Here is an 11,424-nt window from a genome sequence, read left to right as displayed (position 1 = left end):
CCCGGGGAGCCTCATCGGGGCTGTGCGCCCCGCCCCCCCCCGGGGCAGGGCGGCATCCACCGCCGGGCGCGCGGACACGACGGAGCCCCTGTCCCTCCGCCGGGAGGGACAGGGGCTCCGTCGTGTCCGCCGCGGGGCAGGCCCGAGGGGAGGGCTACTTCGCCTCGGCCTTCTCCATCTCGGCGATCTCCTCGTCGGTCTCACGACCGGGGGTGGGGAGGTTGAACTTGACGATCGCGAAGCGGAAGACCACGTAGTAGACCGCGGCGAACACCAGGCCGATCGGCAGGAGCATCCAGGCCTGCGTGGACTTGCTCCAGCCCAGGCCGAGGTCGATCAGACCCGCGGAGAAGGTGAAGCCCGCGTGGACCCCCAGCGCCCAGGTGATCGCCATGGAGAGGGCGGTCAGCACGGCGTGGAGCGCGTAGAGCAGCGGCGCGATGAACATGAACGAGAACTCGATCGGCTCGGTCACACCGGTGACGAACGAGGTCAGCGCGAGCGAGACCATCATGCCCGTGACGGCCTTGCGGCGCTCGGGGCGGGCGGTGTGCGCGATGGCCAGGGCGGCGGCCGGCAGACCGAACATCATGATCGGGAAGAAGCCGGTCATGAAGAGTCCGGCGCTCGGGTCGCCCGCGAAGAAGCGGTTCAGGTCGCCGTGGACGACGTCGCCGGCGGCGTTGGTGAAGTCACCGATCTGGAACCAGGCGACGGTGTTGACGAACTGGTGCATGCCGATCGGGATCAGGCCGCGGTTGATCAGGCCGAAGAGGCCCGCGCCACCGGCGCCGAGGCCGGTCATCCACTCGCCGAAGTTGGAGATGACCTCGCCGATCGGCTCCCAGACCAGGCCGAAGAAGACACCGACGAGGACGCCGACGAAGGCCATGATGATCGGGACGAGGCGGCGGCCGTTGAAGAAGCCGAGCCAGTCCACCAGCTTGGTGCGGTGGAAGCGCTGCCACAGGACGGCGGCGAGCAGACCCATGATGATGCCGCCGAGGACGCCGGGGTTGTTGTACGTCGCCGCGACGTCGACACCCTTGTTCTCGGTGGTGTTGATGACGGCCTCGGTCACCGGGAAGGCGGTGAGGACGTTCTTGTAGACCAGGAAGCCGACCAGCGCGGCGAGCGCGGTCGAGCCGTCGGCCTTCTTGGCGAAGCCGATCGCCACGCCGATGCAGAAGAGCAGCGGCAGGTTGCTGAAGACGGCGTCGCCGGCGGTGGCGAACACCGTGGCGACCTTGCCCCAGCCCAGACCGTCCGCACCGAAGACGTCGGGCTGACCGAGACGCAGCAGGATGCCGGCGGCGGGCAGGACGGCGATCGGCAGCTGAAGGCTGCGGCCGACCTTCTGGAGACCCTGCATCAGGCCGGAGCCCCGCTTCTTGGCGGGAGCGGCGGTGGCCGTACTCATCAACTTCCTCCAGTGGGCAAGGCGTCGCCGGAGGACAGGGAAGCGGAGGCGACGTCTCAGAAAGGGGGACCGCGGGGACCGGAACAAGCCACGCGTGGTCTACACCAATAGGTGGTGTAGACCAGTTGTAACACGGTGAGGGTTAGATAAGGAACCTTCAATTTCCTGTGGCCTGCGCCACACCCGGCGCCGACCGGCCGCACATCCGGAACGACGGGCCCCCGGACACGGCCGAGGCCCCCGGATACCGGCATCCGAGGGCCTGGACGGCAGGGCCGTAAGACCCGGCGCGGCTCGACCGCGCCTTCATAACGGCTTGGCTACGCCCTGGTGTTCTCCGCCTGCATGGCTTCGATCTCCTCGTCCGGCTCACGGCCCGGGGTCGGGATGTCGAACTTCGTGATCGCGAAGCGGAAGACCACGTAGTACACGACGGCGAAGCACAGGCCGATCGGGATGATCATCCACGGTTTGGTCGCCAGGCTCCAATTGATGACGTAGTCGATCAGACCGGCCGAGAAGCTGAAGCCGTCGTGCACGCCCAGCGCCCAGGTCACCGCCATCGACACGCCCGTCAGCACCGCGTGGATCACGTACAGCAGCGGCGCGACGAAGAGGAACGAGTACTCCAGCGGCTCCGTGATGCCGGTGACGAAGGAGGTCAGTGCGACCGACAGCATCAGCCCGCCCACCTCCTTGCGGCGCACCGGCTTGGCGCAGTGCGTGATGGCCAGGGCCGCCGCCGGGAGGGCGAACATCATGATGGGGAAGAAACCGGAGAGGAACTGCCCGGCGTTCGGGTCGCCCGCCAGGAACATCGGGATGTCGCCGTGGACGACCTGTCCGTCCGGCTTGGTGAAGCTGCCGAACTGGAACCACACCGGCACGTTCAGGAACTGGTGCAGGCCGATCACCAGCAGGGCGCGGTTGGCGATGCCGAAGATGCCCGCGCCCCAGGAGCCCAGGCCCACCAGCCAGTCCGAGAAGCTCTCCAACGCGCCGCCGATCGGCGGCCAGACCCACAGGCAGAGCACGGCGAAGGCGATCGCGACGAAGGTCATGATGATCGGGACGAGGCGGCGGCCGTTGAAGAAACCGAGCCAGTCGACCAGCTTCACCCGGTGGTAGCGCTGCCAGAACCAGGCGGCCAGCAGGCCCATGACGATGCCGCCGAAGACCCCCGGATTCTGGAAGGTGTACTCGGCGAGGGTGTCGTCCGGCCCCAGGCAGCCCCCGCCGACGTCCTTGGTCCCGACGGGGCAGGGAGTGGGGAAGGCGCGCAGCACGCTGCGGTACACGAGGAAGCCCACCACGGCCGCGAGGGCGGTGGAGCCGTCGGCCTTCTTGGCCATGCCGATCGCGACGCCGACGCAGAAGAGGAGCGGCAGACCGAGGTCCGTGTTGAGCAGCGCGCCGCCGGCGCTCGCCATGACCCTGGCGACGTCCGTCCAGCCGAGGCCGTCCTTGCCGAAGACGTCGTCCTGGCCCAGCCGGTTGAGGATGCCTGCCGCGGGCAGGACGGCGATGGGCAGCTGGAGGCTCCGCCCCATCTTCTGCAGTCCCTGGAACAAGCCGTTCCACCACTTCTGCTGGGGTGCTGCGGCGGCGCTGCTCGCGCTCATCGGCGTCCTCCCTGACCGGCCCGTTTTTGGCAGTCGCAACACGTGCGGCACACTGGTGTAGACCAGTTGTGGGCAGGTTGCTGCTGATCGTCATCATTCGGCAGGGGCCGGACATGTGCCCGCGTAGATGGGCCAACCGTGAGTTACCGTGACCGAGCGGAGCGCACCGGTCGGAACCCACGTACTGGCCGCCGAGACTCGTTCTTCGTAGAACTCAGGGAGAAACACATGGCCACCAAGGCTGAGAAGATCGTCGCCGGGCTCGGCGGTATCGACAACATCGAAGAGGTCGAGGGCTGCATCACCCGCCTCCGCACCGAGGTCAAGGACCCCGGCCTGGTCAACGAGGCCGCCCTGAAGGCCGCCGGAGCCCACGGAGTCGTCAAGATGGGCACCGCGATCCAGGTCGTCATCGGCACCGACGCCGACCCGATCGCCGCCGACATCGAAGACATGATGTGATCCGGTCCTCCTGACCGGAAGCCCGCCGGAACCCGCCCCGAAGCACCGGAACCCCACCGGAAGCACGGCAGGACCGCCGCAGGCCGCCGCAGATCACCGCAGACCCCGTACGGACGCCCGGACGGGGTCTTCGCGTCCCTCCGCAGCCACTAGGCTCGGAGCCATGTCTCGCATCGACGGCCGCACGCCCGAACAGCTCCGCCCGGTCACCATCGAACGCGGATGGAGCAAGCACGCCGAGGGCTCCGTCCTCATCTCCTTCGGCGACACCAAGGTCTTCTGCACCGCCTCCTTCACCGAAGGCGTCCCGCGCTGGCGCAAGGGCAGCGGCGAAGGCTGGGTCACCTCCGAGTACTCGATGCTGCCCCGCTCCACCAACACCCGCGGCGACCGTGAATCCGTACGCGGCAAGATCGGCGGCCGCACCCACGAGATCTCCCGGCTGATCGGCCGCTCCCTGCGCGCCGTCATCGACTACAAGGCCCTCGGCGAGAACACCGTCGTCCTGGACTGCGACGTCCTCCAGGCCGACGGCGGCACCCGCACCGCCGCCATCACCGGCGCGTACGTCGCCCTCGCCGACGCCGTCGCCTGGGGCCAGAAGAAGAAGCTGATCAAGGCCGGCCGCAAGCCGCTCACCGGCACCGTCGCCGCCGTCAGCGTCGGCATCGTCGACGGCGAGCCGCTCCTCGACCTCTGCTACGAGGAGGACGTGCGCGCCGAGACCGACATGAACGTGGTCTGCACCGGCGACGGCCGCTTCGTCGAGGTCCAGGGCACCGCCGAGGGCGAGCCCTTCGACCGCAAGGAACTGAACGCCCTCCTCGACCTCGCCGCCGGCGGCTGCGCGGACCTCGAGGCCATCCAGCGCGGCGCGCTGGAACTGTAGGCGGCAACCGCCGGGCCCCGCCCGGCGTCTAGGCAGTCACGGGCGCCCGGTGTCACAGCCGTGCGCCCGTCCAGGTATCCGAACCCCCGGGGGACCCGAAGTGAAGCCGATCAAGCCGAAGCACCGTATCGCCGCCGTCGCCCTCGCCGCGGCCCTGGCCGTACCCGCCCTCTCCTCCTGCGACGCGATATCCACGGCGATGGACTGCGCCAACACGGCGGTGGCCATCACGGACGGCGCGAACGACCTCCAGCAGGCGGTCTCGCAGGCCGGCAACAGCCCGCAGGACGCCCAGAACGCGCTCGACCAGATCGAGACCAACCTCAAGAAGATCGGCGACCAGACGGGCAACGCCGACCTGGGCAAGGCCATCGACTCCATGGAGGCGGCGGTCACGAACGTCCGCACCGCGATCGAGGGCGGCGACGCCACCCCGGACATCCAGCCGGTCGCGGACGCGGCGACCGAGATCTCCAAGGTCTGCACGCCGGGCTGACCCCCCCGGGGCCCCCGGGGCCTCCTCCGGCCCGGCCCGCAGGTCGCGATAATGGCGCACATGACCTCCACGCCCAGCCGCCTGATCCTCGCCACCCGCAACGCGGGCAAAGTCACCGAACTCCGCGCGATCCTGTCCGACGCCGGCCTGCCGCACGAGCTGGTCGGCGCGGACGAGTACCCCGAGATCCCGGACGTGAAGGAGACCGGCGTCACCTTCGCCGAGAACGCCCTCCTCAAGGCCCACGCCCTGGCGCGGGCCACCGGCCTGCCGGCCGTCGCCGACGACTCCGGACTGTGCGTGGACGTCCTGAACGGCGCCCCCGGCATCTTCTCCGCCCGATGGGCCGGCGCCCACGGCGACGACGCCGCGAACCTCGCGCTCCTGCTGGCCCAGCTCGGCGACATCGCCGACGAGCACCGCGGAGCCCACTTCTTCTGCGCGGCGGCCCTGGCCCTCCCGGACGGCACCGAACGCGTGGTCGAGGGCCGCCTCCCGGGCACCCTGCGCCACACCCCGGCGGGCACGGGCGGCTTCGGCTACGACCCGATCCTCCAGCCCCTGGGCGACACCCGCACCTGCGCGGAGCTGACGGCCGAGGAGAAGAACGCCATCTCCCACCGCGGCCAGGCCTTCCGCGCCCTGCTCCCGGCGATCCGCGAACTCCTGGGCTGATGCGAAGAGGCCCGCTGTCCCCGGTGGGAGGCAGCGGGCCTCTTTCAGTACGCCCGGTCGGACTCGAACCGACAACACATGGCACCTAAAGCCATTCTCTCTAGCCGTTGGAGTACGGGCGCACGTGCTGGGCCCACTCTACTGCGTGGGCTTCGCCCGTCGGCCGCCACGGCACCAGGTGGTGGTCACGGCATGGCAGTTGGGGCACAGCAGCCGCAGGTTCTCGCGCCGGTCGTCGCTCCAGTCACCGTTGATGTGATCGATTTCCAGGGTCATGGGGAGCCCTGACCACTCGGGCGGTGTACCGCACTTGCTGCACTCGTCGGGGATGCCGACCTCGCGCAGGGCGCGCCGCAGGACCTTCGTCGTGGTGCGCCGCCTGCCCTCGTGCCGGACGAGGACGTCCTCGGCGGCGCGCGCGGTGGTACCCGGCTTCCCCCGCTGATGCGCCTGCCCCAGGAAGTGGGCGGTCGACAGGCCCTCCTCGCGGATCCACTGCTTCAGCGCGGCATGCTGGCTCCCGGACACGGACCGGCCCAGGCGTCTCAGGGTCTCCGCCAGGGAGCGGGAAAGAGCGACCGCTTCCCGCAGGGCCTGCCCGTCCGGTCTTGGCCGTCTCGCGTACTTCCGGCCGGTCCCGCTGCTCATCGCCGCCCCTTGGACCTGCCGCGGTACGTGTCGGTTGTGGAGTGACAGTTGGGGCAGAGGAAGCGCAGGTTTTCGGCGCGGTTGTCGCGCCAGTTGCCGTCGACGTGGTCGATCTCCAGGGGCAGGGGTTCGCCCTGCCAGACGGCGGCGAGGCCGCACATCGCGCAACACTCCTCCCGGCCGGTCTCCAGAAGTGCGCGGCGCAGCCTGGTGTTGTCGACCCTGACCGTGGTGGTGGAGCGGTCCTCACGGAGGATTTCCCCGGCCGAACGCCGCCGCCGGTTGTCCCGCATGCGCTCGGTGCGCTCGGGCGTCCGGAAGTGTGAGGTGTCTATGCCGAAGGCCTTCACCCTGCGGCCGATGTGCGAGTGGTGGCCGCCCACGACGTCCAGCCCGAGCCGCCTGAGCACCTCGCAGAGGGAGGTCGAGGCCGCGACGGCCTCGGCCAGGACCGCCCGCGTCCACTTCACGCCCTCGCGCTCGAAGTGGGACACGTCCACCCCCAGCTTCCGCATGCGGTCGTGCAGGTAGCGCCGCGAGCCGCCGGTCGGGTCCACCCCCAGGCGCTCCAGCGCCTCGGACAGCGTCCGCGCCCCCGCGGCCGCCAGCGCGAGCCGCTCCCTCGTGTACGGGCTGATCGGCATGTTCGCCCCCTCCGTCTCCCGGCCGTCCGTGCGGCCCTCGTACGGAGTAACGAGGCGGGGCCGGGGCGGTTACGTCACGTGCCGTCGGGCGAGCGGAACGGCCCGCGCCCGGGTGGGCGGGGCCGCTCCGCGGGGAAGGGGGGCCGGGTCAGATGCCCAGGTCCTTGATGATCTTCGCTACGTGGCCCGTGGCCTTGACGTTGTAGAAGGCGTGCTCGACCTTGCCCTTCTCGTCCACGACCACCGTGGAGCGGATCACCCCGGTCACCGTCTTGCCGTACAGCTTCTTCTCGCCGAACGCGCCGTACGCCGCCAGGACCGTCTTCTCCGGGTCCCCGACCAGCGTGACCTTGAGGTTCTCCTGCTCGCGGAACTTCGCGAGCTTCTCCGGCTTGTCGGGGGAGACGCCGATGACGTCGTAGCCCGCCGTCGCCAGCGCCTCCAGGTTGTCCGTGAAGTCGCAGGCCTGCTTGGTGCAGCCCGGCGTCAGCGCGGCCGGGTAGAAGTAGACGATCACCTTGCGGCCCGCGTGGCCGGCCAGCGAGACCTCGTTGCCGTCCGCGTCCGGCAGGGTGAAGGCGGGGGCGGTGTCGCCCGGCTGGAGTCGCTCGCTCATGTCAACAGTCTCCTCGGGAGGGGATCGGTACCGCATGAGCCTAAGCTGACGGAGCTGACAGACTGTCCATGACGGATCACGCCCACAGGCGACAGACACGACGACGGAGGCAGCGCGGTGCCGGAAGCCAGGACCCCCGCACAGATCGAGGCGGACATCGTCCGCCGACGCGAGCAGCTCGCCGAGACGCTCGACGAGATCGGCGTGCGCATGCACCCGAAGACGATCGTCGGGGACGCGAAGGCCAAGGTCGCCTCGACGGTCGACGAGACCGCCGGGCGTGCCTTCGTCGCGGTGAACCGTCTGGTGACGGACGTGAAGGGCGGCCTGCGGCACGACGACGGGGCCCCGCGCCTGGAGCGGATCGTCCCCGTGGCGCTGCTCGCGGCGGGTGTCGTCGGCCTCATCGTGGTGGCGGCTCGCCGCAAGCGCTGAGGACCCTCCGGCGCACCGGGCGGGCACGGGCGGGTAGGTTCGGGGCGTGAGCGAGAACACCACCCACGACAAGCTGCCCATCCGCATGCTGCACGACCGCGTGCTCGTGAAGTCCGACCTGCCCGAGGGCGAGCGCCGTTCGGGCGGCGGCATCCTCATTCCGGCGACGGCCGCGGTGGGCAAGCGGCTGGCCTGGGCCGAGGTGGTCGCGGTCGGGCAGAACGTACGGGGCGTCGAGCCCGGGGACCGGGTGCTGTACGACCCCGAGGACCGGGCCGAGGTGGAGGTGCGGGGGGCGACGTACGTGCTGATGCGCGAACGCGACCTGCACGCCGTGGCCGCGGAGCGGCTGGAGGGTTCGGAGGACTCCACCGGGCTGTACCTCTGACGACCTCCGGCAGACTCTGACCATGCTCCGACGGCGCCCCGACGGGCCCCGACGGGCGCCAGGGTCTTTGAGGGCTGAGCGCGGACGGAGCGGCTGGAAGAGGGCCGGGTGACCGGGGTCACCGGCCCTTTCCGCGCCCTTTTGCTACGGTGGTGGGGTACCCCGACGAGACGCGCCGTACCGGGTTGACGACAAGACGACGCACCCCGTTCGCTCTCGTCCCGGAGGTGCCCGTCATGGCCTGGATCCTGCTGCTCGTCGCCGGTCTGCTCGAAGTCGGCTGGTCGATCGGAATGAAGTTCACCGAGGGCTTCACCCGGCTCTGGCCCAGTGTGTTCACGGGCGCCGGCATCGTCGCCAGCATGGTGTTGCTGTCCTACGCCGCGAAGACCCTGCCCATCGGCACGGCGTACGGGGTGTGGGTGGGCATCGGCGCGGCCGGTGCGGCCGTCCTCGGCATGGCGGTGCTGGGCGAGCCCGTCACCGCCGCCCGGATCTTCTTCATCTGTCTGCTGCTGGTCGCCGTCGTGGGCCTGAAGGTGACCTCCGGGCACTGACCCGCCGACCCCCGTCATTCCAGGAACGCGGACGGGGGCGGGCGCAGGCTTTCGGTGGCGCCCCCGTCCGTGCCCCGGGTGCCCTCGGTTCCCGCGGTGGTGCCGCCCTGGTTGCCCTGGGTGGCGCCGTCGCTCTGCCCGCCGTCGCTCTGCCCGCCGTCGCTCTGCCCGCCGTTCGTCTGGCCGCCGTTCGTCTGTCCTCCCTGAGTCTGTCCCCCCTGGGTCTGGCCGCCGTCGGTCCGGCCGCCGTTCGTCTGTCCCCCCTGGTTCTGGCCGCCCGCCGAAGGGGTGGGGCGGGTCGGGCGGTTCGGCCGCTGCGGGGGCGTCGGGCTGCGGCCGTCCGGGGTCTGCGGCGGGGTGTCCGACTCGGCCGGCGGCGGTGGCGGGAACGCCGAGGACGGCGGGGGCTGGGCCGCGCCGGGCTGGAGGTCGAGTTCGAAGTCGAGGGGGTCGCTGTCGGCGAGCGCGGCCTTGGTGTAGGCGGCCCAGATGCGGGCCGGGTAGCCGCCGCCGCTGATGCGGGGCTCGCCGAGGGCTCCGTACAGGGGTTGCAGAGTGCCGGTGTCGGGGTCCTGGCCCATCATCGACACCACGGTGACCAGGTCCGGGGTGTACGCCGCGAACCAGGCCGAGCGGTCCAGCTCGCCGGTTCCGGTCTTGCCGGCGGCAGGGTGGCCGGCGGCCAGGGCGGCCGTGCCGGTGCCGTTGTCCACGACGCTGACCAGCATGGCGGTGGTGGTGTCGGCGGCCTCGCGGCTGATGGCCTGAGTCGGGGGGCGGTCGGGCAGCCCGACGGTGTCGCCGCCCTTGGTGATCTCCTCCAGGAAGGTGTACGGGGTGTGGCGCCCGTGGTCCGCGAGGGTCGCGTACGCCGCGGTCATGTCCAGGACGCTGGCCTGCAGGGTGCCGAGCGCCATGGCCGGGCCCTGGTCGAAGTTCGGGGTGTCCTCCGGGATGCCGAGGGCGACGGCGGTCCGCTTGACCTCGTCGGTGCCGACGTCGACGACCATCTGGGCGAAGACGGTGTTGACGGAGAGGTCGGTGGCGGTGTTGACGGTGATGTTCCCGTACGACACCTGGCCCTCGTTCTCGGGGGCGTAGGGGATGCGGGTGCCGACGACCCGGCGCTTGTTGTCGCCGTTGTAGACGGTGTTGGGGGTGATCAGGCGGCCGTCCTGGGTGCGGGAGCCGTTCTCGACGGCGGCCGCGAAGACGAACGGCTTGAAGGTGGAGGCCACCTGGTAGTCGTGGCGCGTCGCGTTGTTCACGTACTGCCTGGTGTAGTCGATGCCCCCGTACATGGCGACCACCTTGCCGGTGAGCGGGTCGATGGAGACGCCTCCGGCGCGCACCAGGCGGTCGGCCTTGCGCGTGTCCGGGTCGAGCCTGCTGACCATCTGGGTGTCGACGGCTGCGACGAAGTCGCCCTGGCGGCGCCTGTCGATGGTCGTGGTGATGCGGTAGCCGCCCTCGGCGAGGGTCTTGTCGTCGAGGATGCCGTGCTCGACGACGAAGTCCTTGACGGCCTCGACCAGATAGCCGCGCTGGCCGGACAGGCCGGCGGCGGCGCGGACCTTGCCGGGCTCGGGGAACTGCGTGGCCGCGCGCTCGGAGGGCGGCATCCAGCCCTTCTTGACCATGCCGTCGAGCACGTAGTTCCAGCGGGCGACGGCGCGGGGGCGGCTCTGCGGGTGGGAGACGACGTCGAAGGCGCTGGGGGAGTTGAGGAGGGTGGCGAGGTACGCGCCCTCGGCGGTGGTGAGTTCGCCGACGTCCTTGCCGTAGTAGGCCTGGGCGGCGGCCTGGATGCCGTAGGCGTTGCGGCCGAAGTAGCTCGTGTTCAGGTAGCCCTCGAGGATGTAGCCCTTCGACTTCTCACGACCGAGTTTGATCGCGATGAAGAACTCCTTGGCCTTGCGCTTGATCGTCTGCTCCTGGCCCAGGTAGTAGTTCTTGACGTACTGCTGGGTGATGGTCGAGCCGGACTGGGTGCCCTTGCCGGTCGCGGTGTTCCAGGCGGCCCGGACCATGGCCTTGGGGTCCACCGCCCGTTCGGAGTGGAAGTCGCGGTCCTCGGCGGCCAGTACGGCCCGCTGGACGTCCAGCGGGACCTGCGAGAGGGGGACGTTGACCCGGTTGACCTCGCCGTCGCGGGCGATCAGGGAGCCGTCGGAGTAGAGGTACACGTTGGACTGGGCGGTCGCGGCGGCGTTGGCGGGCGGGATGTCGACCAGGAGGTAGCCGGCGACGAGGGCGCCGCCGATCAGCAGGGCGACCAGTAGGACGCCGCCCGCGACCATGCGCCAGGTGGGCAGAATCCGGCGCAGACCGGTCCGCTCGCGGCGCGGCTTCCTGCCGGGTCTGCCGGTCTTCCCGGACTTCCCCGGCTTCCCGGGCGGGCCGGGCCGCGGGGGCGGCTGCGCCCGCGGCCCCTCGGGAGGGGTGTCCGGGTCGCGAGGGGTCCAGCCCGGCGGTGGTGACGGGTCGCTCATCTCCAGGACTCCTCGGCGCCGTGCGAAATATCCACTTCTGTACCTCATGGTGTCTACCCGATGGCCACTGGTTCGGCGCC

13 protein-coding genes, 1 tRNA gene and 1 riboswitch are annotated in these 11,424 nt (G+C 70.6%); of the genes, 7 read left to right on the top strand and 7 right to left on the bottom strand.

What is annotated here, in order from left to right; translation table 11 throughout:
- Positions 1–154 precede the first annotated feature (154 nt).
- Together ACFWU6_RS02275 and ACFWU6_RS02270 are read right to left on the bottom strand one after the other, a co-directional pair.
- Complete coding sequence (locus ACFWU6_RS02275) at positions 155–1,420, bottom strand: PTS transporter subunit EIIC (protein ID WP_383977719.1); 1,266 nt, start codon at positions 1,418–1,420, stop codon at positions 155–157.
- Positions 1,421–1,740: 320 nt separating this feature from the next.
- Positions 1,741–3,042, bottom strand: coding sequence for a PTS transporter subunit EIIC (locus ACFWU6_RS02270; RefSeq protein ID WP_383977716.1), 1,302 nt, complete (start codon positions 3,040–3,042; stop codon positions 1,741–1,743).
- 138 nt (positions 3,043–3,180) lie between these two features.
- On the opposite strand from ACFWU6_RS02270, the gene ACFWU6_RS02265 reads away from it, so the two are divergent.
- The 4 genes from ACFWU6_RS02265 to rdgB all read left to right on the top strand — a co-directional run bounded on the left by ACFWU6_RS02265 (position 3,181) and on the right by rdgB (position 5,564).
- The gene (locus ACFWU6_RS02265) at positions 3,181–3,504 is read left to right on the top strand and encodes a glucose PTS transporter subunit EIIB (protein WP_383802945.1); all 324 of its coding nucleotides are present in this window, start codon (positions 3,181–3,183) and stop codon (positions 3,502–3,504) included.
- A gap of 163 nt (positions 3,505–3,667) precedes the next feature.
- Positions 3,668–4,393, top strand: a complete 726-nt coding sequence (rph, locus tag ACFWU6_RS02260; RefSeq protein ID WP_383802943.1) for a ribonuclease PH — start codon at positions 3,668–3,670, stop codon at positions 4,391–4,393.
- A 100-nt stretch (positions 4,394–4,493) separates the two neighbouring features.
- Positions 4,494–4,889 (top strand): hypothetical protein, encoded by a 396-nt coding sequence (locus ACFWU6_RS02255; protein WP_383802941.1) that lies wholly within the window; start codon positions 4,494–4,496, stop codon positions 4,887–4,889.
- A gap of 60 nt (positions 4,890–4,949) precedes the next feature.
- Positions 4,950–5,564, top strand: coding sequence for an RdgB/HAM1 family non-canonical purine NTP pyrophosphatase (gene rdgB, locus ACFWU6_RS02250; RefSeq protein WP_383802939.1), 615 nt, complete (start codon positions 4,950–4,952; stop codon positions 5,562–5,564).
- 48 nt (positions 5,565–5,612) lie between these two features.
- Here rdgB and ACFWU6_RS02245 read toward each other — a convergent pair.
- The 4 genes from ACFWU6_RS02245 to bcp form a co-directional block, all read right to left on the bottom strand.
- Positions 5,613–5,686 (bottom strand) — tRNA-Leu (locus tag ACFWU6_RS02245).
- A gap of 16 nt (positions 5,687–5,702) precedes the next feature.
- Positions 5,703–6,212: an HNH endonuclease gene (locus ACFWU6_RS02240; RefSeq protein ID WP_383977713.1), complete on the bottom strand. Its 510-nt coding sequence runs from the start codon at positions 6,210–6,212 to the stop codon at positions 5,703–5,705.
- A complete protein-coding gene (locus ACFWU6_RS02235; protein WP_383977710.1) occupies positions 6,209–6,856 on the bottom strand; it encodes an HNH endonuclease signature motif containing protein in 648 nt (215 codons plus the stop codon). The genes ACFWU6_RS02240 and ACFWU6_RS02235 overlap by 4 nt, the downstream gene beginning before the upstream one ends.
- Before the next feature lie 148 nt (positions 6,857–7,004).
- Complete coding sequence (bcp, locus tag ACFWU6_RS02230; protein ID WP_383802935.1) at positions 7,005–7,472, bottom strand: thioredoxin-dependent thiol peroxidase; 468 nt, start codon at positions 7,470–7,472, stop codon at positions 7,005–7,007.
- A gap of 117 nt (positions 7,473–7,589) precedes the next feature.
- Between bcp and ACFWU6_RS02225 the strand changes: the two genes are divergently transcribed.
- The 3 genes from ACFWU6_RS02225 to ACFWU6_RS02215 all read left to right on the top strand — a co-directional run bounded on the left by ACFWU6_RS02225 (position 7,590) and on the right by ACFWU6_RS02215 (position 8,852).
- The gene (locus ACFWU6_RS02225; protein WP_383802933.1) at positions 7,590–7,907 is read left to right on the top strand and encodes a DUF3618 domain-containing protein; all 318 of its coding nucleotides are present in this window, start codon (positions 7,590–7,592) and stop codon (positions 7,905–7,907) included.
- Positions 7,908–7,953: 46 nt separating this feature from the next.
- Positions 7,954–8,295: a GroES family chaperonin gene (locus tag ACFWU6_RS02220; RefSeq protein ID WP_383802931.1), complete on the top strand. Its 342-nt coding sequence runs from the start codon at positions 7,954–7,956 to the stop codon at positions 8,293–8,295.
- A gap of 130 nt (positions 8,296–8,425) precedes the next feature.
- A riboswitch (guanidine-III (ykkC-III) riboswitch) is annotated at positions 8,426–8,501 on the top strand.
- 30 nt (positions 8,502–8,531) lie between these two features.
- A complete protein-coding gene (locus ACFWU6_RS02215; RefSeq protein WP_383802929.1) occupies positions 8,532–8,852 on the top strand; it encodes a DMT family transporter in 321 nt (106 codons plus the stop codon).
- A gap of 14 nt (positions 8,853–8,866) precedes the next feature.
- Here ACFWU6_RS02215 and ACFWU6_RS02210 read toward each other — a convergent pair whose 3' ends face one another.
- Positions 8,867–11,344: a transglycosylase domain-containing protein gene (locus ACFWU6_RS02210; protein ID WP_383977707.1), complete on the bottom strand. Its 2,478-nt coding sequence runs from the start codon at positions 11,342–11,344 to the stop codon at positions 8,867–8,869.
- Between the last annotated feature and the right edge of the window lie 80 nt (positions 11,345–11,424).

Source organism: Streptomyces sp. NPDC058674, assembly GCF_042716505.1.
Classification (GTDB): Bacteria; Actinomycetota; Actinomycetes; order Streptomycetales; family Streptomycetaceae; genus Streptomyces.
Note: the sequence above shows the minus strand (reverse complement) of the source record. Positions and strands in the feature narration are given on the sequence as shown.

What these genes read in the sequence shown, in the direction of transcription:
- ACFWU6_RS02210 (WP_383977707.1), bottom strand. Translation starts at nt 11,344, where the DNA reads ATGAGCGACCCGTCACCACCGCCGGGCTGGACCCCTCGCGACCCGGAC.
- ACFWU6_RS02240 (WP_383977713.1), bottom strand. Translation starts at nt 6,212, where the DNA reads ATGAGCAGCGGGACCGGCCGGAAGTACGCGAGACGGCCAAGACCGGAC.
- ACFWU6_RS02275 (WP_383977719.1), bottom strand. Translation starts at nt 1,420, where the DNA reads ATGAGTACGGCCACCGCCGCTCCCGCCAAGAAGCGGGGCTCCGGCCTG.
- bcp (WP_383802935.1), bottom strand. Translation starts at nt 7,472, where the DNA reads ATGAGCGAGCGACTCCAGCCGGGCGACACCGCCCCCGCCTTCACCCTG.
- ACFWU6_RS02215 (WP_383802929.1), top strand. Translation starts at nt 8,532, where the DNA reads ATGGCCTGGATCCTGCTGCTCGTCGCCGGTCTGCTCGAAGTCGGCTGG.
- ACFWU6_RS02235 (WP_383977710.1), bottom strand. Translation starts at nt 6,856, where the DNA reads ATGCCGATCAGCCCGTACACGAGGGAGCGGCTCGCGCTGGCGGCCGCG.
- ACFWU6_RS02270 (WP_383977716.1), bottom strand. Translation starts at nt 3,042, where the DNA reads ATGAGCGCGAGCAGCGCCGCCGCAGCACCCCAGCAGAAGTGGTGGAAC.
- rph (WP_383802943.1), top strand. Translation starts at nt 3,668, where the DNA reads ATGTCTCGCATCGACGGCCGCACGCCCGAACAGCTCCGCCCGGTCACC.
- rdgB (WP_383802939.1), top strand. Translation starts at nt 4,950, where the DNA reads ATGACCTCCACGCCCAGCCGCCTGATCCTCGCCACCCGCAACGCGGGC.